The 24,653-nt window shown below is 71.8% G+C and carries 25 protein-coding genes and 2 tRNA genes; 23 read left to right on the forward strand and 4 right to left on the reverse strand.

Annotated features, from left to right (window positions below; translation table 11 throughout):
- The 4 genes from OFY01_RS32205 to obgE all read left to right on the forward strand — a co-directional run.
- On the forward strand, positions 1-369 hold a 369-nt coding region (locus OFY01_RS32205; protein WP_266606004.1), incomplete at its 5' end, for a histone H1-like repetitive region-containing protein.
- A gap of 244 nt (positions 370-613) precedes the next feature.
- Positions 614-934 (forward strand): 50S ribosomal protein L21, encoded by a 321-nt coding sequence (rplU, locus tag OFY01_RS32210; protein WP_266606006.1) that lies wholly within the window; start codon positions 614-616, stop codon positions 932-934.
- A 14-nt stretch (positions 935-948) separates the two neighbouring features.
- Complete coding sequence (gene rpmA, locus OFY01_RS32215; RefSeq protein WP_028802588.1) at positions 949-1,203, forward strand: 50S ribosomal protein L27; 255 nt, start codon at positions 949-951, stop codon at positions 1,201-1,203.
- A gap of 116 nt (positions 1,204-1,319) precedes the next feature.
- Positions 1,320-2,768, forward strand: coding sequence for a GTPase ObgE (obgE, locus tag OFY01_RS32220; protein WP_266606008.1), 1,449 nt, complete (start codon positions 1,320-1,322; stop codon positions 2,766-2,768).
- A gap of 304 nt (positions 2,769-3,072) precedes the next feature.
- On the opposite strand, the gene OFY01_RS32225 is transcribed toward obgE, so the two are convergent.
- A complete protein-coding gene (locus OFY01_RS32225; RefSeq protein ID WP_266606010.1) occupies positions 3,073-5,169 on the reverse strand; it encodes a hypothetical protein in 2,097 nt (698 codons plus the stop codon).
- Between the two features lie 264 nt (positions 5,170-5,433).
- Between OFY01_RS32225 and proB the strand changes: the two genes are divergently transcribed.
- From proB to OFY01_RS32250, 5 genes are all read left to right on the forward strand, one after another.
- A complete protein-coding gene (proB, locus tag OFY01_RS32230; RefSeq protein ID WP_266606012.1) occupies positions 5,434-6,585 on the forward strand; it encodes a glutamate 5-kinase in 1,152 nt (383 codons plus the stop codon).
- Between the two features lie 222 nt (positions 6,586-6,807).
- Positions 6,808-7,311 carry a hypothetical protein gene (locus OFY01_RS32235; protein ID WP_266606014.1) on the forward strand — a complete coding sequence of 168 codons (504 nt, stop codon included), beginning with the start codon at positions 6,808-6,810 and terminating at the stop codon, positions 7,309-7,311.
- Positions 7,312-7,431: 120 nt separating this feature from the next.
- Complete coding sequence (locus tag OFY01_RS32240; RefSeq protein ID WP_266606015.1) at positions 7,432-8,703, forward strand: glutamate-5-semialdehyde dehydrogenase; 1,272 nt, start codon at positions 7,432-7,434, stop codon at positions 8,701-8,703.
- Positions 8,704-8,795: 92 nt separating this feature from the next.
- Positions 8,796-9,395 (forward strand): SCO2584 family spore wall biosynthesis protein, encoded by a 600-nt coding sequence (locus OFY01_RS32245; protein ID WP_266606017.1) that lies wholly within the window; start codon positions 8,796-8,798, stop codon positions 9,393-9,395.
- Between the two features lie 90 nt (positions 9,396-9,485).
- Positions 9,486-10,583 carry an SCO2583 family membrane protein gene (locus tag OFY01_RS32250; protein WP_266606019.1) on the forward strand — a complete coding sequence of 366 codons (1,098 nt, stop codon included), beginning with the start codon at positions 9,486-9,488 and terminating at the stop codon, positions 10,581-10,583.
- 27 nt (positions 10,584-10,610) lie between these two features.
- On the opposite strand, the gene OFY01_RS32255 is transcribed toward OFY01_RS32250, so the two are convergent.
- Positions 10,611-11,729 (reverse strand): M48 family metallopeptidase, encoded by a 1,119-nt coding sequence (locus OFY01_RS32255; RefSeq protein ID WP_266606021.1) that lies wholly within the window; start codon positions 11,727-11,729, stop codon positions 10,611-10,613.
- A 140-nt stretch (positions 11,730-11,869) separates the two neighbouring features.
- Between OFY01_RS32255 and OFY01_RS32260 the strand changes: the two genes are divergently transcribed.
- From OFY01_RS32260 to OFY01_RS32300, 9 genes are all read left to right on the forward strand, one after another.
- Positions 11,870-12,034 (forward strand): hypothetical protein, encoded by a 165-nt coding sequence (locus OFY01_RS32260; RefSeq protein WP_266606023.1) that lies wholly within the window; start codon positions 11,870-11,872, stop codon positions 12,032-12,034.
- Positions 12,035-12,236: 202 nt separating this feature from the next.
- Positions 12,237-12,386, forward strand: a complete 150-nt coding sequence (locus tag OFY01_RS32265; protein WP_266606025.1) for a hypothetical protein — start codon at positions 12,237-12,239, stop codon at positions 12,384-12,386.
- A 43-nt stretch (positions 12,387-12,429) separates the two neighbouring features.
- Entirely contained in the window at positions 12,430-13,092 is a 663-nt protein-coding gene (gene nadD, locus OFY01_RS32270; protein WP_266606027.1) for a nicotinate-nucleotide adenylyltransferase, read from the forward strand.
- A gap of 40 nt (positions 13,093-13,132) precedes the next feature.
- A complete protein-coding gene (locus OFY01_RS32275; protein WP_266606029.1) occupies positions 13,133-14,848 on the forward strand; it encodes an LCP family protein in 1,716 nt (571 codons plus the stop codon).
- Between the two features lie 105 nt (positions 14,849-14,953).
- The gene (rsfS, locus tag OFY01_RS32280; protein ID WP_266606031.1) at positions 14,954-15,394 is read left to right on the forward strand and encodes a ribosome silencing factor; all 441 of its coding nucleotides are present in this window, start codon (positions 14,954-14,956) and stop codon (positions 15,392-15,394) included.
- A complete protein-coding gene (locus OFY01_RS32285) occupies positions 15,391-16,041 on the forward strand; it encodes a histidine phosphatase family protein (protein WP_266606033.1) in 651 nt (216 codons plus the stop codon). The genes rsfS and OFY01_RS32285 overlap by 4 nt, the downstream gene beginning before the upstream one ends.
- A gap of 152 nt (positions 16,042-16,193) precedes the next feature.
- Positions 16,194-16,266: transfer RNA gene (locus OFY01_RS32290), tRNA-Ala, on the forward strand.
- Between the two features lie 145 nt (positions 16,267-16,411).
- Entirely contained in the window at positions 16,412-16,624 is a 213-nt protein-coding gene (locus OFY01_RS32295; protein ID WP_266606035.1) for a hypothetical protein, read from the forward strand.
- A 10-nt stretch (positions 16,625-16,634) separates the two neighbouring features.
- The gene (locus OFY01_RS32300; RefSeq protein WP_266606037.1) at positions 16,635-16,868 is read left to right on the forward strand and encodes a hypothetical protein; all 234 of its coding nucleotides are present in this window, start codon (positions 16,635-16,637) and stop codon (positions 16,866-16,868) included.
- On the opposite strand, the gene OFY01_RS32305 is transcribed toward OFY01_RS32300, so the two are convergent.
- Positions 16,837-18,027, reverse strand: a complete 1,191-nt coding sequence (locus tag OFY01_RS32305) for a glycosyltransferase 87 family protein (protein ID WP_266606039.1) — start codon at positions 18,025-18,027, stop codon at positions 16,837-16,839. The two genes, OFY01_RS32300 and OFY01_RS32305, sit on opposite strands and share 32 nt — an antisense overlap.
- Before the next feature lie 158 nt (positions 18,028-18,185).
- On the opposite strand from OFY01_RS32305, the gene OFY01_RS32310 reads away from it, so the two are divergent.
- The 5 genes from OFY01_RS32310 to OFY01_RS32330 all read left to right on the forward strand — a co-directional run bounded on the left by OFY01_RS32310 (position 18,186) and on the right by OFY01_RS32330 (position 24,389).
- A tRNA-Ala gene (locus tag OFY01_RS32310) sits at positions 18,186-18,258 on the forward strand.
- A 258-nt stretch (positions 18,259-18,516) separates the two neighbouring features.
- A complete protein-coding gene (leuS, locus tag OFY01_RS32315; RefSeq protein ID WP_266606041.1) occupies positions 18,517-21,417 on the forward strand; it encodes a leucine--tRNA ligase in 2,901 nt (966 codons plus the stop codon).
- Between the two features lie 143 nt (positions 21,418-21,560).
- On the forward strand, positions 21,561-22,238 hold the full coding sequence (locus tag OFY01_RS32320) for an AAA family ATPase (protein WP_266606043.1): 678 nt from the start codon (positions 21,561-21,563) through the stop codon (positions 22,236-22,238).
- Between the two features lie 114 nt (positions 22,239-22,352).
- Positions 22,353-23,201, forward strand: a complete 849-nt coding sequence (locus OFY01_RS32325) for a DegV family protein (protein WP_266606045.1) — start codon at positions 22,353-22,355, stop codon at positions 23,199-23,201.
- A gap of 456 nt (positions 23,202-23,657) precedes the next feature.
- On the forward strand, positions 23,658-24,389 hold the full coding sequence (locus OFY01_RS32330) for a ComEA family DNA-binding protein (RefSeq protein WP_323135591.1): 732 nt from the start codon (positions 23,658-23,660) through the stop codon (positions 24,387-24,389).
- A 49-nt stretch (positions 24,390-24,438) separates the two neighbouring features.
- Here OFY01_RS32330 and OFY01_RS32335 read toward each other — a convergent pair.
- Positions 24,439-24,653, reverse strand: a 215-nt coding sequence (locus tag OFY01_RS32335) for a hypothetical protein (protein WP_266606049.1), incomplete at its 5' end; no start/stop codon positions are given.

Consider the following 24,653-nt stretch of genomic DNA (forward strand, 5'->3'; position numbering starts at 1 on the left):
CTTCCGATCTCCCCGGCCCGCCCGCGCCGCCGTGCCGTGCGCAAGGCGGCCGCGCCGACGGCGGCCGAGGAAACGGCCGTCGTGGTCGTCCCGTCGGCCACGGCCACCGCCACGGAGGCGGAGCCCACGCAGGCCGAGCCCGAGGCGCCCGCCAAGAAGACGGCGGCGAAGAAGGCGACGGCCAAGAAGACGACCGCGAAGAAGACGGCGGCCAAGAAGACCACCGCCAAGAAGACCGCGGCGAAGAAGACGACGGCCACGAAGAAGACGGCCGCCAAGAAGACGACGGCCAAGAAGGCCGCCACGAAGAAGGCGACGGCCAAGAAGACGACCGCGAAGAAGACCGCGGCCGCCGAGGCCCAGGCCTGAGCCGTCCCGCCCGCCCCGTCCGTCCGATCCGGCCGCAACCGGACCGGACCGGACAGGGCGGGGCGGGCGGGGCTCGGTTTGACCCGTCCGAGGGGCGCCCCGTAACCTTGACCGTCGGCGTGTCCATCGGGCCCGCCTCACTCCCGTAAACCTCTTCCTCCGGGTGAGCCCGTCGGGCTCGGGCCGGAGAGGCCGCGTGCGGCTGGACTGCGGGGGTTCCGTTACGAGCGAGAGAGAGATCCGCGTGTACGCCATCGTGCGCAGCGGTGGTCGCCAGCACAAGGTTGCTGTCGGCGACATCGTTGAGGTTGACAAGATTTCCACTGCCAAGGCTGGCGACACGGTCGAGCTCTCGACCCTGCTGCTCGTCGACGGTGACTCCGTGACCAGCGACCCGTGGGTGCTGGCCGGCATCAAGGTCCAGGCCGAGGTCGTGGACCACCACAAGGGCGCGAAGATCGACATCCTTCGCTACAAGAACAAGACCGGCTACCGCCGTCGTCAGGGCCACCGCCAGCAGTACACGGCGATCAAGGTCACTGAGATCCCCACGGCTGCGAAGTAAGGGACTGAGGAGACATGGCACACAAGAAGGGCGCATCGTCCACTCGGAACGGTCGCGATTCCAACGCTCAGCGGCTCGGCGTGAAGCGCTTCGGCGGTCAGGTCGTCAACGCCGGTGAGATCCTGGTCCGCCAGCGCGGCACCCACTTCCACCCGGGCAACGGCGTCGGCCGCGGCAAGGACGACACGCTGTTCGCGCTCGACGCCGGTGCGGTGGAGTTCGGTACCCACCGCGGCCGCAAGGTCGTGAACATCGTCCCGGTCGCCTGAACGGCACGCTGACCGGACTTTTCGCGAGGCGGACCTCACTTCCCTGCCGGGGAAGCGGGTCCGCCTTTCGCGTGTTAGAGCTAAGACATTCCGTACGTTTCTGGAGGCACTGAACCATGACCACCTTCGTGGACCGCGTCGAGCTGCACGTCGCCGCGGGTAGCGGAGGCCACGGCTGTGCCTCCGTGCACCGGGAGAAGTTCAAGCCGCTCGGCGGCCCCGACGGCGGCAACGGCGGCCGTGGCGGCGATGTGATCCTGGTCGTCGACCAGGACGTCACCACGCTCCTCGACTACCACCACTCGCCGCACCGCAAGGCCACCAACGGCAAGCCGGGCGAGGGCGACAACCGCTCCGGCAAGGACGGCCAGGACCTGATTCTTCCGGTCCCGGACGGCACGGTCGTCCTCGACAAGCAGGGCAACGTCCTCGCGGACCTGGTCGGCCAGGGCACGTCGTTCGTCGCCGCCCAGGGCGGTCGCGGCGGCCTCGGCAACGCGGCCCTTGCCTCGGCTCGCCGCAAGGCCCCCGGTTTCGCGCTGCTCGGCGTGCCCGGTGACGTACGTGATGTCGTCCTGGAGCTCAAGACCGTCGCCGACGTGGCGCTCGTCGGCTACCCGAGCGCGGGCAAGTCCTCGCTCATCTCGGTCCTATCGGCCGCCAAGCCGAAGATCGCCGACTACCCGTTCACCACGCTCGTGCCGAACCTGGGCGTGGTCACGGCGGGCTCGACGGTCTACACGATCGCCGACGTGCCGGGCCTCATCCCCGGCGCCAGCCAGGGCAAGGGCCTCGGCCTGGAGTTCCTGCGTCACGTCGAGCGGTGCAGCGTGCTCGTGCACGTACTGGACACGGCGACGCTGGAGTCGGACCGTGACCCGGTCTCCGACCTCGACGTCATCGAGGCGGAGCTGAAGGAGTACGGCGCGGGCCTGGAGAACCGGCCCCGGATCGTCGTCCTCAACAAGATCGACGTGCCCGACGGCAAGGACCTCGCCGAGATGGTCAGGCCCGACCTGGAGGAGCGCGGCTACCGGGTCTTCGAGGTGTCCGCCGTCGCCCACACCGGCCTCAAGGAACTGTCGTACGCGCTCGCCGACCTGGTCGCCACCGCGCGCGCCGCGAAGCCCAAGGAGGAGGCGACGCGCGTCGTCATCCGCCCGGCGGCCGTGGACGAGGCGGGCTTCACCGTCGTGCGCGAGGAGGTCGAGGGCGAGCCGCTGTTCCGTGTGCGCGGTGAGAAGCCGGAGCGCTGGGTGCGCCAGACCGACTTCAACAACGACGAGGCCGTCGGTTACCTCGCCGACCGGCTCAGCCGCCTCGGCGTCGAGGACCGGCTGATGAAGGCGGGCGCCCGCGCCGGTGACGGCGTCGCCATCGGCCCCGAGGAGAACGCGGTCGTCTTCGACTGGGAGCCCACGATGATGGCGGGCGCCGAGATGCTCGGCCGCCGCGGCGAGGACCACCGCTTCGAGGCGCCGCGCCCCGCCGCGCAGCGCCGCCGCGACAAGCAGGCCGAACGGGACGAGGCCCAGGAGGAGTTCGACGGGTTCGACCCGTTCTAGGGCTGTGAGCCCGCCCACCGGGCAGTCCGGTCAGACCAGGTCGTTCTTGTGGAACAGGTTCGTGCGGCGGTCGCCCGACACGCCCGAGGTGCCGGCCTTGAGGAGACCGCGGCGGGCGAGGGGAGACGAGAGGGACAGGGGAGACGGGGGAGGCGGGGGAGATACGGGGTACGGGGGACGAGGGCAGTGGGCATCCTCTGGAAAGGACGCCGGCCACGACGAGGCCGGTCCTTGATCGCGGACCCTACGGCACGGGGCCCGGGAGGTCACTCCCGGGCCCCGTGCCGCGTACGGCCGGCCGCGCCTACGCCGTGACGGAGTCCTCGGACTCGGACGACGTGCTCTCCGCGTCACCGGTGGAGCGCTGTGCCGGAATGCCCGCCGTCCCGCCGCGCGCGGCCATCCGCACCCGCCGCTCGTCCGCCTTGGCGCACAGCGCGCGCACGGCGGCGTTGAAGCGGTCGACGGAGGGTGGGTTCGAGGGGCCCAGGAGGTGCTCCTTGAGTGAGGCGCGGGCCTCGGCGTGCGGGTCCTCGCGCTCGCCGCGAACGGACGCGAGAAGGTCCGGCACACCCTTCGCGTCGGGCGTCAGGACCGTCGCGGCGCTCACCGTCGGGAAAGCCGCCCGGAACGTCACCTCGGACATACCCGAGGTGTTGGCGACCGCGTACGGCTTCTCGCTGCTCAGCCAGTCGGAGACGACCGAGGAGACGTCGGAGATCAGCACGTCGGCCTGGTTGAAGCAGGTGAAGATCGCCGGGCGCGCGTCGGTGACGATCAGGTGCTCCCACTCGGGGAACGACGCCCAGTACGCCGCCTCCCACGCCGCCGTCGCCTCGGCCACGGCTGCCTGCCGGTCACCGTCGGGGCGGCCCTGGAGCATCATCCGCTCCATCTCGTCCGCGCTCGTGCGGAACGTGGTGGAGGTCAGCCGGTCGAGCTCCGCGGCGCGGCGGGTCAGCTCGGCGGCGGCCTCGGGGCCAGGACGGGCGCCCGAGCGGCGGGCGTTGGCCTCGCGGATCATCGCCATGATGCGCTCGTTGGCGGCGCCCGCGGCGGGGACCTGGGAGCCGGTCATCGGGTGCGGCTTGTAGACGAGCCGCACCCGGTCGTCGGCGAGCAGGTGGCGGACGATGTTCTCGCCCGCGAGGACCACCGAGGTGTTGCCGGGGTTGCCGTCCCAGCCCTCCCAGGTGGGGGCGTACAGGACGGTCGTGTACGCCTTGTCAGCCGCCGGACCCTTCGCGCCGGTGCCGACCTGGATGGGGGAGAGCTGGGGGCGGCCCACCTCGACGACGTCCTTGTCCTCGACGCCGACATCGGCCAACCGGTAGCGGTCGCGGGCCGCGGGCCCCGCCACCCACACCTCGTCGTAGGCCTTCGCGTACGGGTTGCAGGAGCTCAGCTTGTCGGACTCGCCGTGGTTGATGAACGCGTGCTTGATGGTCGGGATGCGCAGCACCTGGGAGGTCTTCGCGGCGTTGGCCGGGTGCAGCATCATCTTCAGCGTCGAGTTCTCCAGGGCGAACATCGAGGCGACCTTCGGGAAGCAGATCACCGGCACGTCGGTCGCGTCGATCTTGTTCACCATGAACCGCTCGCGCAGCACGATCAGCGGCTTGCCTTCGACGTCGGCGAGAGTGGACAGCCACATGTTCGCCTGGTACGCGGAGGCGGTGCCGCCGGAGAAGTACATGGCCACGGTCGGCTGGTAGTCGGCGAGCCACGCGTCCAGCCACGCCATGACCTCCCGCTCGCCGGCCGCGCGCCTGCCGGGCCGCAGCCAGGTGGCCAGACACAGGGCGCCGCCGCCGAACAGGGCGATGGAGACGCCGATGCCGATGCCGCCCCAGTGGGCGTCGGTGGTGGCGGCGGTGAGCGCCAGGCCGACGGTGGCCGGGACCGAGAACGTCAGCAGGCGGTGGCTGGCGCGGCGGGCCAGAATACGCGGCGGCGCGGCGGACAGGCGCAGCGCCGAGGTGTCGATGTTGCGCGTGACGACCGGCAGCGTACGGTCACGGCGCACCACGATCGCGGCGGCCTGGCAGGCGAAGTGGCACACGTACATGACGAGCAGCGCGATCAGCAGGGGGGCCTGCTCGCCCAGTGGGTCGATGCCGTCGATGCGCAGCAGGCCGACCACGATCAGCATGTCGCGCAGCAGCTGCCGGACGGTGACGTCGAAACGTATCTTGCCCAGGAGCGCGACCACCGCCGGGCGGCGGTACTGCAGATACGTGTCGAAAGCGATGCCCGTCACACTCGCGGTGACGAACACGGGAACGTACGGGATCAGCGCGCTGACGAGCTGGGCCATGTAGAGGGCGAACATCGCGAGGAGTGCGGAGAGCTGCAGAGCGCGAGGTGAAGCGAGGCGCGAGGAAAGTCCGGCGGAGGGCACGGGCTGGGCTCCTGGCAGGGGTGGAGGTAGGTGGGGGGGGGACAGCGTGGGGGGCTGATCCGTCTCGTGGGGAAACGGAAGACCGACCTGACCGTATGACTTTTGCAGTGCCTTGGGCAATCGTTCATGTCGTCGTTCCCAGGGAACTTGGACATCCTGTGGGCAACCTGTGGGCCGAATCTCCCGTCCGGCCTCTGGCCGGGACCGGTCCGTCCCTCGAAACGCGAGAGCGTCGGCCGGTGCCCTTCACGTAGATTGCGGACCATGTCAGGGGCAACAACTGGGGCAGCACGCGGGGTACGGCACGGTGTGGCGGAGGCCCGCCGGATCGTGGTCAAGGTCGGATCGTCATCGCTCACCACGGCGGCCGGGGGCCTGGACGCGGACCGCGTCGACGCCCTCGTGGACGTCCTGGCGCGGCACCGCGGCGGCGGGGAGAAGGAGATCGTCCTGGTCTCCTCGGGCGCCATCGCCGCCGGGCTCGCGCCACTCGGCCTCACCCGCCGCCCCAAGGACCTCGCCCGCCAGCAGGCCGCCGCCAGCGTCGGCCAGGGCCTCCTCGTCGCCCGCTACACGGCGTCCTTCGCCCGCTACGGCCTCCGCGTCGGCCAGGTCCTGCTCACCAGCGACGACATGGCGCGCCGTGCCCACCACCGCAACGCGTCGCGCACCCTCGACCAGCTCCTGGCGATGGGCACCCTGCCCGTCGTCAACGAGAACGACACCGTCGCCACCGACGAGATCCGCTTCGGCGACAACGACCGGCTCGCCGCCCTCGTCGCCCACCTCGTCCGCGCCGACCTGCTCGTCCTCCTCTCCGACATCGACGGCCTCTACGACGGCGACCCGAGCAGGCCGGGCACCTCACGCATCGCCGAGGTCACGGGCCCCGCCGACATGGCGCACGTCGAGATCGGCAGCGCGGGCCGGGCGGGCGTCGGCACCGGCGGCATGGTCACCAAGGTCGAGGCCGCCTCCATCGCCGCCGCGGCCGGCATCCCGGTCGTCCTCACCTCCGCCGTCCACGCCGCCGACGCCCTCGCCGCCCGTGACACCGGCACCTACTTCCACCGCACGGGCCGGCGCAGCGCCGACCGCCTGCTGTGGCTGCAGCACGCCTCCACGCCGCAGGGCGCCCTCACACTCGACGCCGGTGCCGTACGGGCCGTCGTCCAGGGCCGCAAGTCGCTGCTGCCCGCCGGGATCGCCGCGGTGGAGGGCGAGTTCGCCGCCGGCGACCCGGTCGAGCTGCGCGACGAGAACGGCCGCGCCGTCGCCCGCGGCCTGGTCAACTTCGACGCCAAGGAGATCCCGCAACTGATCGGCCGCTCCACCCGCGAGCTCGCCCGCGAACTCGGCCCCGCCTACGAACGGGAAGTCGTACACAGGGACGACCTCGTTCTCCTCGGGGCATGAACCGCCGCAGAGCCCCAGGTAGAACCTTCGAAACCACCTGTGCGAAAGGCCGAAAGCCTGCCACCCGAGGGGGAGCTTCCCCAAAACGGCCCCATGAAGCCTCGTGGACTGCTCAACTCTTGATGCGGGGAAGTTCATGCAGGGAAGGCCCGGAAGACCGACACGACCATCAAGACCCCACGACCATCAAGACCGCACGACCACTGCGCAAAGGAGGCCGTCGTGAGACGAGCGCGCCCGGGGGCGACGCCCCGAGGGTCTGCGGGGCGGACGCTGACCAGCGTGGCCGCGGGAGACACCTACGAAGAGGCGGCGGCGGGCGAGAAGACCGCGGCCGCCGCCCGCGCCGATGACGCGGCCGGCTCCGGCAAGGAGCGCGACGAGGGCCCCCGGCTGTGGCACATCACGCTCAGCGTCTCCGGCACCGCCACCCCGCTCGCCGAGGTCCGCCGCGGCCTGGAGCAGCTCGCCCACGACCATCCCTTCCTGCTGACCAGCCGGTACGCCGAGGACCACGCCGAGATCCGCTACTGGGAGGAGGCCCGCGACCTGCACGACGCGGCGGCCGTGGCGCTGCGCCTGTGGGGCGAGCACCGCCGCACCTCGCGGCTGCCGCCGTGGGAGATCGTCGGCCTGGAGGTCATCGACCGCCAGACCTACCATCACCGCATCGCGGAGGGACAGGGTCCGCGCCCCGCCACACCGGTGGGCGTGCACCCCTTCTGACCGGTGAACCGTTTTCGGCCATGTCTCACTCGGCCTCGCTCAGCCTCACGCAGTCTCGCTCAGTCTCACCCAACGGAACACGGGGTGGACGGACCACCACGGCCGATTACGCTGCGGAGCATGACGAACGACTCGACGACCCCGGTCACCCAGGCAGCCCACCGCGCCAGGACCGCGGCGGCCGCCATCGCGCCGCTCCCGCGCGCGGCGAAGGACGCCGCGCTCGCGGCCGTCGCCGACGCGCTCGACGCCCGTACCGCGGAAATCGTCGAGGCCAACGCCAAGGACATCGCCAAGGCCCGTGCGGCCGGCACCCCCGACGCCATCGTCGACCGGCTCACCCTCACCCCCGAACGGGTGAGGGCCATCGCCTCCGACGTGCGCGACATCGTCGCCCTGCCCGACCCCGTCGGCGAGGTCGTCCGCGGCTCGACCCTGCCCAACGGCATCGATCTGCGCCAGGTCCGTGTCCCGCTCGGCGTCGTCGGCATCATCTACGAGGCCCGCCCCAACGTGACGGTCGACGCCGCCGCCCTCTGCCTCAAGTCCGGCAACGCCGTGCTGCTGCGCGGCAGTTCGTCCGCGTACGAGTCCAACACCGCGCTCGTCGCCGTGCTGCGCGACGCCGTCGCCGCCGCCGGTCTGCCCGCCGACGCCGTCCAGTTGGTGCCCGGCGAGTCCCGCGACTCCGTCACCGAGCTGATGCGTGCCCGCGGCCTCGTCGACGTGCTCATCCCGCGCGGCGGTGCCTCGCTCATCAAGAACGTCGTGGAGAACTCCACCGTCCCCGTCATCGAGACCGGCACCGGCAACTGCCACGTCTACGTGGACGCCGCCGCCGACCTCGACATGGCCGTCGACATCCTCGTCAACTCCAAGGCACAGCGCCCCTCGGTGTGCAACGCGGCCGAGACGCTCCTCGTCCACGCCGGCATCGCCGACGTGTTCGTGCCGCGTGCCCTCGACGCGCTCGCCGACGCCGGCGTCACCGTCCACGCCGACACGCGGATCGCGGCCCACGCCGAGGGCTCCAAGGCGACCGTCGTCGCGGCGACCGAGGAGGACTGGGAGACCGAGTACCTCTCGTACGACATCGCGGCCGCCGTCGTCGACGACCTCGACGCCGCCGTCGCCCACATCCGTCGCTACTCCTCCGGCCACACCGAGGCCATCGTGACCGGCTCGCAGCCCGCGGCCCGCCGCTTCACCCAGCTCGTCGACTCCACCACCGTCGCCGTCAACGCCTCGACCCGGTTCACCGACGGCGGCCAGTTCGGTTTCGGCGCCGAGATCGGCATCTCCACGCAGAAGCTGCACGCCCGCGGCCCGATGGGCCTGCCCGAGCTGACGAGCACCAAGTACATCGTCACGGGCGACGGCCACACCCGCTGACGGTGACCCGCTGGCGGTGACCCGCTGAGGGGAATTCCGGCGGATTGCGTCTGCGTCTGCCCAAAACGTCCCCCCAGGTCTACTCTGGACGCGTGCCGGAGGACGTGGGGGGCACGCCGTTTACCGACGGCGAAGAGCCCGACGACGACCGCGACCGCGGGGGCTGGGACGAAGAGTTCGCCTCCGTGGTCTTCGACGAGGACTTCGTGAAGGCCGCCGAGGTCCACGAGCCCACCGCCGTGGAGCGGCTGCTCGCGGCCGCGCAGGCCCGCGCGGAGGCCCAGGAGCGAGAGGCCCGCAGAGCCCGCCTGCGCCGCGCCCCCGACGAGGACTACTACGCGGACGAGCACGGCCTCGACGACTGCGGCGACTTCGAGGGCGACCCCTACGCCCCCGACGAGCTGTACGAGGAAGAGCTCGCGCGCGGCGGACCCGGCCGCCTCGCCTCCGCGGCGATGCTCCGCTGGCGGCGCCCCATCGCCTGGGCGCTCGCCCTGCTCATGGGTATCGGCATGGTCGCCCTCGCCTTCACCGCCGTCTACCGCGGCGCCTCCGGCGGCCGCCAGGACCCGGTGCCGTCACCCGCGACGACCGAGCTGGAGCAGAACTCCCCGGCGCTCCCGTCGGCCGCCGCGTCCGCCTCCGCGGACTACTCCGCGCCCCCGGCGTCGGCGGCTCCGCGAACGCCCTGAGCAGCGGTACGGCCATGGGCGCGGGACACTGTGCGAAGTTGTCGCGTACCAGGGCGTTTACCGGGCGGCGCGCAGACCTACCCTGAAAGTATGGGCCGCCCAGGAGACCCACCGGAGGGGACACCGGAAGGCACCCCTGGCGGTGGCGGAAAGAGCGATGACGAATACCGGTCCGTCGTCTTCGACGAATCGTTCGTCAGGGCTGCCCGGCTCCAGGAGTTCTCCGCCCAGGAGCGGATCACCGACCACACCCCGGCCGTCCGCCGCGCCCCCGTCCTGCGCCACACCCTGACCCGGCAGGCCGTGCTCCTGGTCGTCCTCATCCTCGTCGCCTTCGGTACCGCGATCTACATGGGCGTACGCAGCCCGTACCCGGGCACGCCCCTCGCCCGGCACGTCGACCCGCTGCGGATGACCGTGCTCCCGCTCGCGCCCGCCGGGAAGGTGCCCGGGGCCAGAACCGCCGACGAGCTGTACGCGCGCAGCCCCGCCGTCCACTTCCAGAAGGGGGCCAGGGGCATTCCGGTCGCCGCGCACCCCGCGGCGACCGCGCACTTCTCCGACAGCCAGGTCAGCGGCGCGCTCGGCATCGCCAAGGACTACCTCGTCGACTCCTCGCTCCACCCGGACACGCTCACCGGCGGCGCCGTGCGCGACGTCCGCTCCCTGGTCGACCCGCAGCAGCTCGACCAGTTCGACAAGAGCTTCCGCACGCCCACCGCCGACGGGCAGCACGCCGCCACCGGGTGGCTGGTCCGCTTCGACCCCGAGCAGACGGCCCTCGCCGACACCGAGGTCCGTGTACGGGGCACGCTGCACGTGGCCGAGACCGACCCGAACACCCTTGAGGTCACCACGGACCACACCTTCGTCTACGCGGTGCGGCCCGCGCACGGGTCGGCCGAGGTGTCGCTCTTCACCGTCCGCCGCGAGCTGCGCTTCCGCTTCGACCGCGAAGACCTGCGCAACCACCAGGCCGAGGTGCTGGTCTCCACCGTGCAGGCCGGACCGGCTTCCTGCGCCGACAGCACCGCCGACCATCTGCGGCCGCTGTTCGCGGACGAGTCCGCCAAGAAGGGCGGCCCGGCGGGGACCGACCCGTACGCGACGGGCGACGCGTCGGCCGCCTTGTGCGGTGCCCTGGCCCCGGGAGCCCAGCCGTCGGCGGCAGCCCAGCCGTCGGCGTGAACGGGCCAGCCCTGCCGGGTCACCGCGTCAGTCCCGCGGCCGGTCCGTGTCCTCGCCCCGGTCGCCCCGGTCGCCCCGGTCGTCCGTGCCGGCCCGCCCGAAGTTGCCGAAGCCGCGCCACACCTTGCCGCCCAGGTCGCCCGCGCCGTCCGCGAGGTCCGTGACCAGCTTCATCAGCGGGTCCTTCGAACTCTTGACCTGGTCCGTGTAGTGCGCGGCCGACTCCTTGAACGAGTCGCTCACCGACGTGTCCTTGTCCTCGCCGCGCCGCGGGTAGTGGCCGTCCATCAACCGCTGGAAGTCACGGCTCTCGGACCACCGCTTCAGCTCGGCCGCGCGCACGGCCGCGAAGGGGTGCGAGCGCGGCAGCACATTCATGATCTTCAGCACGGAGTCGCGCAGATCGCCCGCGGACTCGTACTCCTCGGCCTGCTTGAGGAACGCGTCCACGTTCATCTCGTGCAGATGGTTACCGCCCGCGATCTTCATCAGGCCGCGCATCGACGCCTGCACGTCCTGCCCCACCAGGAGGCCCGCCCGGTCGGCGGAAAGCTCCGACTTGCGGAACCACTCGCGCAGCGCCGTCACGAGCGCCATGATCGCGAGGTTGCCGAGCGGGATCCACGCCACGCGCATCGCCAGGTTGGTGAGGAACAGCAGTATCGTGCGGTACACCGCGTGCCCCGACAGCGCGTGCCCGACCTCGTGGCCGACGACCGCCCGCATCTCCTCCTCGTCGAGCAGCTCCACCAGGCCGGTGCTGACGACGATGATCGGCTCGTCCATGCCGATGCACATCGCGTTCGGTTGCGGGTCCTGGTTCACGTACATCACCGGGACCTTCTCCAGGTCCAGGATGTGGCAGGCGTCGCGCAGCATCACGTCGAGGTGGGTGAACTGCTCCTCGCAGACCCGCACCGAGTTCGACAGGAACAGCAGCCGCAGGCTCCGCTCGGGCAGCAGCCCGCTCAGCGCCTTGAAGACCGTGTCGAAACCGCTGAGCTTGCGCAGCGCCACCAGCGCCGAGCGGTCCGCCGGGTGCTCGTACGCGCGCGACGAGATCCCCGGGAAGATCCTGCGCCGCCTGCTCGGCACGCGCGCGTGCTCCTGACCGTGCTCGTGCCGGTCGTTCGGTTCGTCGGGCATGCGTCCGTCCCCCATGCGTCGGTCGTGTTCGGTTGTCGCGTCCTGCGCCGCGCCGTGTGTCGCGTCGTGCCCCCCGAGACGTCCCCCACCCTAGTGCGGGGATACCGTGGCGGGGCAGCGCACAGAAGGAGCGGACCGTTATGGATCACCTCATCGGGGCCGCCTGGCCTGACCACGTCGTCAGCGCGGCCTCCTCGGCCGGCCAGGGGCCGGGCAACCTGCTGCGCGTCGTGCTGATCGTGGGCATCGTCGGCGCGGCCCTGCTCGGCTGGTTCCTGCTGCGCGGCTACAAGAGCGACGACTGACCGCCGACCGCCGACCGCCGACCACGCGCGCGGGCGGCGGTTCGGGGCGCCGGACGCCGACACGCGCGGGTACGCGAGACGCTACGGAAGACACGTACGCGAGACGCGTACGGAAGACTCGGCGTGAGCGCCGCGAAGCGCCCCGCTTACGATGGGGCGAAAGTCTTTATCCCGATCCCACACCGGATAGGTCCTGCTGACGATGAGCCTCCACAGCACCGCAGCCCAGCTGGCCCCTCTCGCCGAGGGCGGCAACCACCCGAGCCTCAGCCCGTTCATGACGGGCGGCGGCGCCCTCGTCGTCCTGCTCCTGCTGCTGTGGGTCGTCACCCGCTTCAACCGGGACCGCTGACCCGGCAGGGGTCGCACAGACCGGGCCAGTAGGCTCTGCACGCATGGAACCGCAGGACATGCCTACCGGCCCGGCCGTCACCCCGGGCCGGGGCCCGGGCCGTGAAGGGGCCGCGCCCGCCAAACGCCGCCTCGGCGTCATGGGCGGAACGTTCGACCCGATCCACCACGGACACCTGGTGGCGGCCAGCGAGGTCGCCGCACAGTTCCACCTGGACGAGGTGGTGTTCGTCCCCACCGGGCAGCCGTGGCAGAAGAGCCACAAGAGCGTCTCCCCGGCCGAGGACCGCTATCTGATGACGGTCATCGCGACCGCGGAGAACCCCCAGTTCTCCGTGAGCCGCATCGACATCGACCGCGGCGGCCCCACCTACACCACGGACACCCTGCGCGAACTGCACGCGCTCAACCCGGACACGGACCTGTTCTTCATCACCGGCGCCGACGCGCTGGGCCAGATCCTCACCTGGCGGTACACGGAAGAGCTGTTCTCCCTGGCGCACTTCATCGGCGTCACCCGGCCGGGACACCCCCTCGCCGACCCCGGTCTGCCGGAGGGCGGCGTCTCGCTCGTCGAGGTGCCGGCCCTCGCCATCTCGTCCACGGACTGCCGGGACAGGGTCGCCAAGGGCGACCCCATCTGGTACATGGTGCCGGACGGTGTCGTGCGTTACATCGCCAAGCGCCGCCTGTACCGCGGCGAATGATCCTGCACCGCCTGACCCTGCACCGCCGAGAGGGGCATCGGTGAACGACCGATACGACCGATACGACGGCTACGACCAGCAGCAGTACGAGCTGGTCGGCTACGACGAGTTCGGCCGGCCCGTGTACCGGCAGGCGCAGCAGACGCCGCCGTACGAGCAGCCCGCGCCGGACCCGTCGTACGGATCGTCGTACGGATACGGCTACGACCCGTACGCGACCGGGCAGCAGCCGCCGGTGCCGCCCCAGCCTCAGACTCAGCCCCAGCAGCCGGGCCCGCAGTCCCAGCCGCCGTACGACCCCTACGGCGGCTACGACCCGTACGGGCAGGCCGCGGGCACGGGCGAGCAGCCCCGGGTGGTCCAGCGGGCGCCGCAAGCGCCTGCGCCGCCGCAGGCGCAGGCCACCGCGTACATCCCGCAGCAGTCCGCGCCCCCGGAGGAGCCCGGCCGCGACGAGCGGCCCGGCCAGGACGGTGGGCGCGGACGCGGCGGCGACTACGGCACCGAGCAGTTCTCTTTCGTCGAGGAGCCGGACGAGAACTCCGAGGACGTCATCGACTGGCTGAAGTTCACCGAGTCGCGCAGCGAGCGGCGCGAGGAGGCCAAGCGGCGCGGCAAGAACCGGCTCGTGGCGCTGGTCGTCGTCCTGGCGCTGTGCCTCGTCGGCGGCGCGGGCTACCTCTGGTACCAGGGCAAGCTGCCGTTCGTCTCCAAGGGCTCGGCCACCAGGAGCGCCGCGACCGCCGCGGGCCCCCAGAACCGTGACGTCATCGCCGTCCATCTGCACAACACCAAGGCGGGCGGCACCTCCACGGCGCTCCTGGTCGACAACACCACCACCCACCAGGGCACCACGGTCCTGCTGCCCAACTCGCTGCTCCTGTCCGGCGACGACGGCTCCTCCACCACGCTCGCCAAGTCCGTCGCGGCCGACGGCTCCTCCGGCACCGCCGACGCGGTCGACAACCTGCTCGGCACCCACGTACAGGGCACCTGGAGGCTCGACACCCCCTACCTCAGCAACCTCGTGGACCTCGTCGGCAACATCGAGGTCGACACGAACACGGACATCCCGGACCCGGACAAGAAGGGCAGCGTCCTCGTCCACAAGGGCACCGACCAGTCGCTCGGCGGCGCGATGGCCGTCGCGTACGCCACCTACCGGGGCAAGGGGGAGGCCCAGACGGCGCAGCTCATGCGGTTCGGCCAGGTCATGCAAGGCGTGCTGCGCAAGATGTCGTCCGATCCGCAGGCGGCGACGATCACTGTGCAGACTCTCGCCCAGATCATCGAGCCGCCGCTGACCGAGAAGGGCCTCGGCGCCTTCCTCGCCAAGCTGGCCGACCGGGCCAAGGAGGGCGCCTACAAGACGGCGCTGCTGCCCGTCCAGAAGGACGGCTCCTTGTCGCAGGCGACCGCGGACTCCGTGGTCAAGAACATCCTCGGCGGCACCCTGCACTCCGGTGACCAGGGCGACGCACCGCGCGTCGGTGTGCGCGACGCCACGGGTGACAAGGCCCGCGCCCAGAAGGCGAGGGTCGCCCTGCTCAACGGCGGCTACTCGTACGTCCCGGCGGGCACCGGCACCACTCAGGCCACCTCGCGCGTCACCTACGGTGACGCGTCCCACAAACAGGACGCCACCGAGGTCGCCCGCACGCTCGGCCTGCCGGCGTCGGCGGTGCACAAGGGCACTACGGCGGCCAACGCGGACGTGTCGGTGGTGCTCGGCCAGGACTACACCGGCAGCGGCTGAGCGGCGGGCGGCCGACGGCCCCGCGGGAAATGCCGTCGGGGCTGTCGGTGGTCCGTGAGACCCTTGAAGTACTTGACGTACTGAAGTCCAACGGAAAGCCGAGTAGTGACCGCAACCGACCGTTCCCTCGAGCTCATCAACGTCGCGGCCCAGGCGGCCGCGGACAAGCTCGCGCACGACATCATCGCCTACGACGTCAGCGACGTGCTGTCGATCACCGACGCCTTCCTGATCGCCTCGGCGCCCAACGACCGCCAGGTCAAGTCGATCGTCGACGAGATCGAGGAGCGGCTGAACAAGGAGCTCGGTGCCAAGCCGGTGCGCCGCGAGGGCGACCGCGACGCCCGCTGGATCCTGCTCGACTACGTCGACATCGTCGTCCACGTCCAGCACAGCGAGGAGCGCGTCTTCTACGCCCTGGAGCGGCTGTGGAAGGACTGCCCCGAGCTCGACCTGCCCGACGACGCGAAGGCCACCCGTGGCAAGGCCGAGGAGCACGCCAAGCGCGAGGAGGCCGTCGCCGAGCAGGCCGGAGAGCTGCTTTGAGCAGCGCTCCGCGGCGGGGCCGCCGCGTCGTCCTGTGGCGGCACGGCCAGACGTCGTGGAACCTGGAGCGCCGCTTCCAGGGCTCCACCGACATCGAGCTGACCGCGACCGGCGTGGCCCAGGCCAAGCGGGCGGCCCGGCTGCTCGCCTCCCTGAAGCCGGACGCGATCGTCGCCTCCGACCTCAGCCGCGCCGCCGCCACGGCCGCCGAGCTGGCCACGCTGACCGGCCTGGACGTCGCCCACGACGAGGCGCTGCGGGAGACGTACGCCGGCCAGTGGCAGGGCCTCACGCACGAGGAGATCATCGCCCGTTTCGGCGACCAGTACGCGGCGTGGAAGCGCGGCGAGCCGGTGCGCCGCGGCGGTGGTGAGCTGGAGACCGAGGTGGCCGACCGGGCCGCGCCCGTGGTGCTGCGCCACGTGGACAAGCTGCCGGACGACGGCCTGCTGGTCGTGGTCAGCCACGGCGGCACCATCCGCACCACCATCGGCCGCCTCCTGGGCCTGGACGCCCACCACTGGGAGGGCCTGGGCGGTCTGTCGAACTGCTGCTGGTCCGTCCTGGGCGAGAGCGACCGCGGCTGGCGGCTGCTCGAGCACAACGCGGGCACCCTGCCGGAGCCGGTCCTGGGCGACGACGACTGACGGCCGGCGACCGACGGCCGGCGGCGGACGACTGGTGGCCGACGGCCGGTGGCCGGACGGCTCCGGGGACCGGATTTCACTTTCTGGCAGGTCGCAGGCTAGAGTTCTTCTTGTTCGGCCCGCGGGGGAAACCCCGAGGGAGAGGAACGCAAGGGGCTATAGCTCAGTTGGTAGAGCGCTTGCATGGCATGCAAGAGGTCAGGAGTTCAATTCTCCTTAGCTCCACAGGAAGTGAGAATCCCGTCCCATCAGGGGCGGGATTTTTCGTTTCCTTCGTGTCCTGACCGTCCCGCCGCGGCCATGGCAGAATCGGACCGCCGGAAGGGAACCGCGTCCGTACGTCGAAGACGGCCCGACGGGAAGGAGTGCGATGCCCGCGAGCATCATCGAGGAGGCCGACCGCCTCCCCGGCGCGGCGGAGATATCCGCCGGACTCCCCACCTGCCACGACGACCTTCCCCCGGCACACGCCCCGTTCCTTCTGGCCTGCCCGTCCTGCGGATCCCCGCACGTCGCCCAGATGCTCGGCGACAACGGCGGGGTCTCGTACGTGTGCACGGCCTGCGGCCACATCTGGAGCTGAGCGGAGCGACATGGGGTCTCACAGGAGGACGTGCGACTGGTGCGGCAGCGGTACGCCCATCGTGCGCGACATGGAACCGCTCAATCCCGACTACCAGTACTGGTGCGAGGACTGCGCGCGGGCGCTGATCATAAAAGGCGACCCGATCGAGACGTACCGCGAGCTCGAGGGCGAGCCGATCTACGGGCGTCTGCTCGACGAGCACTGCACGCTCAAGCGCTTCTACTCGTTCGCCACAGCGTGAGGCCCACGGACCCCGCATAAGCGAGGCCCGCCGCCGGGTACAGGCTCGACAGGGCGAACTCCACCACGTTCTGGTGCAGTTCCGGCCGGCCGGGTCCGTGCGGCACCCACCACAGCGCGTACGAGCAGAACAGCAGCGCGGCCGCGGCGGCCGCGCGGCGGTGTCCCTCGGCCCACAGGGCGATGACCAGCGGAAGGCACCACACCCAGTGGTGCGACCAGGAGACCGGACTGACCAGCAGGGCCGTCACCGCGCACGCCACCACGGCCCTCGCCCGCTGCCCCCGCGCCGCCGCCGTGACGGCCACGGCGAGACCGAGCGCGGCGACCACGACGGCCGCCGACACCCACCACGCGCCCGGCTCCGCGGTGTGCAGCAGGCGGGCCAGGACCCCGCGCAGCGACTGATCGGCGGTGTTCTCGGTGCGCCCGACCCGGCGCGTGTCGAAGACGGCCCACGTCCAGAAGCGGCGCGAGTCGTACGGCAGCACGACGGCGGCGAGCGCGGTCGCCGCGAGGAACGAGAGTGCCGCCACACACGCGTGCCGCAGCCACGGCCGCCACTGCCCGCCGCGCGCCGCCAGGACGAGCCCGGTGCCCAGGACGAACACGGCGAACAGCGCCGGGGTCAGCTTCACCGCCGCTGCCAGGCCGATCCCGACGCCCGCCCACCGGTGGCCCGGCCGCCGCGTCAGGTCCGCCAGGACGGCCACGGCGAGCAGCAGGTTCACCTGCCCGTAGCGCAGCGTCGCCCACACCGGCTCGCACCACACGGCCCCCGCCGCGACCCACAGGGCCTGCTCCACGCGCGCGTGCGCCAGCACAAGGCGCAGCGACAGATACGCGAACGCGACGAGCAGCCCGAGGTTCAGGGCGGTCGCCGCGGTGTGCAGCCCCGCGTCGCCCAGGAGGGTCAGCGGAGTGAACATCAGCGCCGCGAAGGGCGGGTAGGTGGCCGGCAGGTGGGCGTAGGTCGCCCGCATCGCGTACAGGTCGCCTCCGGCCCGTACGGTCGCGCCCTCCGCCCGGTAGACCATCACGTCGAGCAGGGAGACGTGCGCGGCCCGCTGGGCGGCCCAGAAGACGGCGAAGGAAAGCAGGCAGCAGCCCGCGGCCGCGGGGACGCGGCGGTGGGCGCGGGGGACGGCGAGGACGGACACGGGGCGTGACGGTAGCGACCGGGCCAGGCTTTTTTCCGTACAGAACGGGTCAGACTGGAAACGATTTGGTGAGGGGCCGGGGGGACCGTGTAATGTTGGCGTCGCCGCCGGGGAAACCGCCAGGGAGACCGGGCGAGAAGATCGGGCGGCGACCGCGAGGGGCTATAGCTCAGTTGGTAGAGCGCTTGCATGGCATGCAAGAGGTCAGGAGTTCAATTCTCCTTAGCTCCACAGATGTTGGAAGCGGGTCATCCGGACGGATGGCCCGCTTCTGGCGTTCCTGGACACGGGTGCGGCCCCGGCGGCGGCTGCGGTACCCTGACGCCATGCGTGCCGTACGCCTTCTGCTTAGCGAGCCGCGCTGATCAGTCCCGACCGCAGTCAGCGAGCGGTCGGAATCGGCGCGGCGTCCCCTCCTGTGCGAGGGGCTTTTTCATTTACCGAGCCGCTGGCCGCTGTGCAGAGACGATCGATGGAGCTTTGAGGATCATGAGCGAGACGAACACCGCCACCGCGTCAGAGGCGGCGGTCGCGCCGCACCGCTACACGGCGGCCATGGCCGCCGACATCGAGGCACGCTGGCAGGACTTCTGGGACGAGAACGGCACCTACGAGGCGCCGAACCCGAGCGGCGACCTGGCAGGTGACCCGCGGGTCACCGAGCGCCCCAAGAAGTTCATCATGGACATGTTCCCCTACCCGTCCGGTTCGGGCCTGCACGTCGGCCACCCGCTGGGCTACATCGCCACGGACGTCTTCGCGCGCTACCAGCGCATGACCGGCCACAACGTGCTGCACACCCTGGGCTTCGACGCGTTCGGCCTGCCCGCCGAGCAGTTCGCCGTCCAGACGGGCACCCACCCGCGCGTGTCCACCGAGGCCAACATGGAGAACATGAAGGCCCAGCTGCGCGCCCTGGGCCTGGGCCACGACAAGCGCCGGTCGTTCGCCACCATCGACCCGGAGTACTACAAGTGGACCCAGTGGATCTTCCTGCAGATCTTCAACTCCTGGTACGACGACGACCTGAAGAAGGCGCGGCCCATCGCCGACCTGGTCCAGCAGTTCGAGACCGGTGAGCGCGCCGTCCCCGGTGGCCGCGCCTGGGCCGAGCTGACCGAGGCCGAGCGCGCCGACGTCCTGGGCGAGTACCGCCTGGCGTACGCCTCCGACGCGCCCGTGAACTGGGCGCCGGGCCTGGGCACCGTCCTGGCCAACGAGGAGGTCACCGCCGACGGCCGCTCCGAGCGCGGCAACTTCCCCGTCTTCAAGGCCAAGCTGCGCCAGTGGAACATGCGTATCACCGCCTACGCGGACCGCCTGCTCGAGGACCTGGACGGCCTGGACTGGCCCGAGGCGATCAAGCTGCAGCAGCGCAACTGGATCGGCCGCTCCGAGGGCGCCCACATCGACTTCGGCTTCGACGGTCGCGAAGACGTCATCACGGTCTTCTCGACCCGCCAGGACACCCTGTTCGGCGCCACCTACGTGGTTCTGGCGCCCGAGCACGACCTGGTCGAGAAGATCACCCCGGCCGCCTGGCCCGAGGGCACCCACCAGGTGTGGACGGGCGGCCACGCCACCCCCGGCGAGGCCGTCGCGGCCTACCGCAAGCAGGCCGCCGCCAAGTCCGACGTCGAGCGCCAGGCCGAGGCCAAGGACAAGACCGGCGTCTTCACGGGCGCGTACGCGATCAACCCGGTCAGCGGCGAGCAGGTCCCGGTCTTCATCGCCGACTACGTCCTGATGGGCTACGGCACCGGCGCGATCATGGCCGTCCCCGCCCACGACACCCGCGACTTCGCCTTCGCCCGCGCCTTCGAACTGCCGATGCGCTGCGTGGTCCAGCCGTCCGACGACCGCGGCACGGACCCGTCGACGTGGGACGACGCGTTCTCCTCGTACGAGGCGAAGCTGGTCAACTCCGCGGGCGCCGACATCGACCTGAACGGCCTGGGAGTCGCCGACGCCAAGGCGCGCATGACGGAGTGGCTGGAACGCAAGGGCATCGGCCGCGGCACCGTGAACTTCCGGCTGCGCGACTGGCTGTTCAGCCGCCAGCGCTACTGGGGCGAGCCCTTCCCGATCGTCTACGACGAGGACGGCATCGCCCACGCGCTGCCCGAGTCGATGCTGCCGCTGGAACTGCCCGAGGTCGAGGACTACAGCCCGCGCACCTTCGACCCCGACGACGCCGACACGCAGCCCGAGACACCCCTGTCGCGCAACGAGGACTGGGTCGACGTCACCCTGGACCTGGGCGACGGCCGCGGGCCGCGCCGCTTCCGCCGCGAGACCAACACCATGCCCAACTGGGCCGGCTCGTGCTGGTACGAACTGCGCTACCTGGACCCGCACAACAGCGACAAGCTGGTCGACCCGGCCGTCGAGCAGTACTGGATGGGTCCGCGCGAGGGCATGCCCACCGGCGGCGTGGACCTGTACGTGGGCGGCGCCGAGCACGCCGTGCTGCACCTGCTGTACGCCCGCTTCTGGTCGAAGGTGCTGTTCGACCTGGGCCACATCTCGTCGGCCGAGCCGTTCCACAAGCTGTTCAACCAGGGCATGATCCAGGCGTACGTCTACCGGGACGCGCGCGGGATCGCCGTACCGGCCGCCGAGGTGGAGGAGCAGGACGGCGCGTACTACTACCAGGGCGAGAAGGTCACGCGCCTGCTGGGCAAGATGGGCAAGTCCCTGAAGAACGCGGTGACGCCCGACGAGATCTTCGCCGAGTACGGCGCGGACACGCTGCGCCTGTACGAGATGGCGATGGGCCCCCTGGACGTCTCCCGGCCGTGGGACACACGCGCGGTGGTCGGCCAGTTCCGCCTGCTGCAGCGGCTGTGGCGCAACATCGTCGACGAGACGACCGGCGAGCCCACGGTCGCCGACGTCGCCGACGCGGACATCGACGTGGCCACGCTGCGCGCCCTGCACAAGGCGATCGACGGTGTCCGCGGCGACCTGGAGGGCATGCGGTTCAACACCGCCATCGCCAAGGTCACCGAGCTGAACAACCACCTGGTCAAGACGTACGCGGGCGGCGGCGTGCCGCGCTCGGTCGCCGAGCGCCTGGTGCTGATGGTCGCGCCGCTGGCCCCGCACGTCGCCGAGGAGCTGTGGCGCAAGCTGGGCCACACCGACTCGGTCGTCCACCAGGACTTCCCGGTCGCCGACCCCGAGTACGTGGTCGACGAGGCCGTGACCTGCGTCGTACAGATCAAGGGCAAGGTCAAGGCCCGCCTGGAGGTCTCCCCGTCGATCTCCCAGGAGGAGCTGGAGAAGGTGGCCCTGGCCGACGAGAAGGTCGTCGCCGCCCTGGACGGCGCGGGTATCCGCAAGGTGATCGTGCGGGCGCCGAAGCTGGTGAACATCGTGCCGGCGTAGCGCACCCGAGGGCCGAGGCCCACGGGGTCGGGGTTCTTCCCTACGGGCAGGTTGGGGGTTCGTTCGGAACCACCGGCCTGCCCGGTCCGTTTACGGTGGAGAGAGCAGTGCGGACGGGGCGGACGAGGCGGAGGCAAGGGGCCATGGGATCTGTGATCGCGATCATCGCGCTGATCTTCGTGGCGTTCCTGGTTCTCGGCGCCTACATCACGGTGAAGGCGGTCGGCGCCGCCAAGCGCGGAGTGGACCGCAGGGTCGAGCAGGCGCGGCGGGCCGTGGAGGACACCACCCTGCGCGCCAGGAGTCTGGGCACCGCGGGCGCGGCGAGCGAGCTGGCGCAGTTGCGTCTGAAGCTGCGCCAGTCCATGCGCGCCACGCAGGACGCGCTGCACGCGCGCGTGGCCGAGGACGCCTCGCTCCAGGAGTCCCTCGGCCTCTTCGAACGCCTCAGCGCGCACGGGCACGATCTCGACGCCGAGCTCAAGCGTCTGGAGAGCGAGCCCGACAAGGCGTACGTGAGGGGCCTGCTGCCCGATCTCGCCCGGCGCACGGAGAAGATCACCGCGTCCGCGGACGCGCTGCGGCACGCGGCGAGGGACCGTGCCGAACACTTCGCCCAGGACGACCTGGAGGCGCTGAGCCGACAGATCGACGTGGAGTCGGGCGCGCTGCGGCACTGGACGACGCGGCCGCCCTCGGCGGCGACGCAGGAGCCCCCGGCCACCGGTCAGGGCCCCGCCCCACGCCAGGAGATCCCCCCGTCGGGCGTGCGGCCGGTGTATCCATGGCAGAGGAAACCCCGCCCCGAGAGCACGACTTGAGCGCGGCCCGAGCACGCTGTGACCGCTGCCCGGCACACACGACCGGTGCGCCTGGCGACGCGGGCGACGGGGCCGGGCTGCCGCCGACCGGGCCCTGAGGGTAATGTCCGGTGCATGTCCCGCCATGTCGCGATCGTCACCGATTCCACGGCCTACCTGCCGCAGCGGACGATGGAGCGCCACGGCATCACGGCGGTGCCGCTGACCGTGGTCCTGGGCGACCGGGCGCTGGAGGAGGGCACGGAGATCTCCGCCCGCTCGGTGGCCGAAGCGCTGCGGAAGCGAAGGCCGGTGACGACGTCGAGACCGGGCCCCGAGCGGTTCGCCGAGATCTACCGCGAGGTCGCCGAGGCGGGCGCCACCGGCATCGTCTCGCTGCACCTGTCCGCGGAGATCTCCGGGACGTACGACGCCGCGGTCCTCGCCGCACGCGAGGCGCCGGTCCCGGTGCGCGTGGTGGACACCGGGATGGTCGGGATGGCCCTCGGCTTCTGCACGCTCGCCGCGGCCGAGACGGCCGACGCGGGCGGCACCGTCGACGAGGCGGTGACCGCGGCGGAGAAGCGGGCCGCGGGCACGTCCGCGTACTTCTACGTCGACACGCTCGACTACCTGCGCCGCGGCGGACGGATCGGCGCGGCGCAGGCACTGCTCGGCTCGGCCCTCGCGGTCAAGCCGCTGCTCCAGCTCGACGGCGGTCGCGTCGAACTCCTGGAGAAGGTCCGCACGGCCTCCCGGGCCATCGCGCGGCTGCAGGAGATCGTCGCGGAGCGGGCGGGCGCCGAACCGGTGGACATCGCCGTCCACCACCTTGCCGCGCCGGAGCGGGCGCAGGCGCTGGCGGAGTGGCTCGGCGACCACGTACCTGGCCTGGGCGAGCTGCACGTGAGCGAGGTGGGCGCGGTGATCGGCGCGCACACCGGCCCCGGGCTGCTCGGGGCCGTGGTGTCGCCTCGGGCGTAGGGGCGGCCGCTGTGCCGGGCCGACGGCACAGTCGCCGGACCGGGTGACGGCGTTATCCACAACTGGCAGGTTTTCCCCAGGATTTGACCAAGATCAACTAATGCGGCAGGTGCCGTCTACGGTCGCGCCATGGACCTTCGAACGCGCTCGCATACGCACGCGCACCCAGCACACGCGACGAGTGGCCCGGGCCGGGACCGCGCAGGCGACGGCCGAGCCCCGAACCGCCGCCCCCGCGGCAGCCACCACCTGCGAAGCCGCCACCTCCGACGCCGGGCGAGGCGCCGCCGCGTCGAGCAGGAGCGCACGCGGCTGCGGGCGGAGGCGCTGTTCGCGCCACCGTCGAAGACGAACGGGCCGGGGGCGTCAGCGGCACTGCCGCGGGAGCCCACCCGGCGGGACGAGCCCGCGGGCCCGCCGGAACGGAAGGCGACCTCGCCCGCAACGGAGGCGGCCGTGCCGGGTGGGGAGGCGGCCGTGGCGTCGCGGCGGGCGCGGACCGTGGCCGCCGTGCGCGATCGGCTGCCCCTGTGGCTACAGGCACGGTGCGGTGTCGAGCGGCGCGGTGCCGTGGCGCTCGCGGTGCTGCTGGGCGCGGTGGCCCTCTTCGCCGTGCAGCACTTCTGGTCGGGGCGCACGCAGCCGGTGCGGGCCCCGGAGGTGGTGCGCGCGGCCCCGCGGTCGGTCGGGGCCGCGGCCGACGCGGCGGGCGGCGGCGTCCCGTCGGCGCCGGCATCGGCTCCGGGCCCCGTCGCGTCGGGCGGCGCGGAGATCGTCGTGGACGTCAGCGGCAAGGTGCGGCGGCCCGGGATCCGTCGGCTGCCCGCCGGGGCGCGGGTGGCGGACGCGCTGCGGGCGGCCGGAGGCATCCGCCCGGGGACGGACACGGCTGGGCTCAACAAGGCGCGGCTCCTCATGGACGGGGAACAGGTCCTGGTCGGTGAACCGGCCGGTGTCGCCCCACCGGCGGGACCGGCGCCCGGCGGAGGAAGCACGGGCCCGATCGCCCTCAACACGGCCACGGTGGAGCAGCTCGACTCCTTGCCGGGCGTGGGCCCGGTGCTGGCCCGCCACATCGTCGACTACCGCACACAGCACGGAGGTTTCCGCTCCGTCGACGAACTGCGCGAGGTCGACGGCATCGGCCCCAGCCGCTTCGACGACCTCCACGACCTGGTACGCCCATGAACCGTACGGGGGCCGGGGCGGAGCGGCGGAAGGACGGAGCGCGGCCCGGTCACCCGCCGGGCGGGGCGCTGCCGGTTCCGTGGAGAGGAGAGGAAGACCCGGGCCCGAGGCCGAGCGAGGCAGGGCCGCGCCCGGAGGACGAGGGGCCCGCGGACCTGCGGTTGGTGCCGCCCGCGCTGGCGGCGTGGGCGACGGCGGCGGTCACGTCGACCGCGTCGTGGCGCTGGACGGCGGCGGTCGTGGCGGTCGGCCTGACCGCCGGGG

It is taken from the genome of Streptomyces beihaiensis (assembly GCF_026274175.1).
Classification (GTDB): Bacteria; Actinomycetota; Actinomycetes; order Streptomycetales; family Streptomycetaceae; genus Streptomyces; species Streptomyces beihaiensis.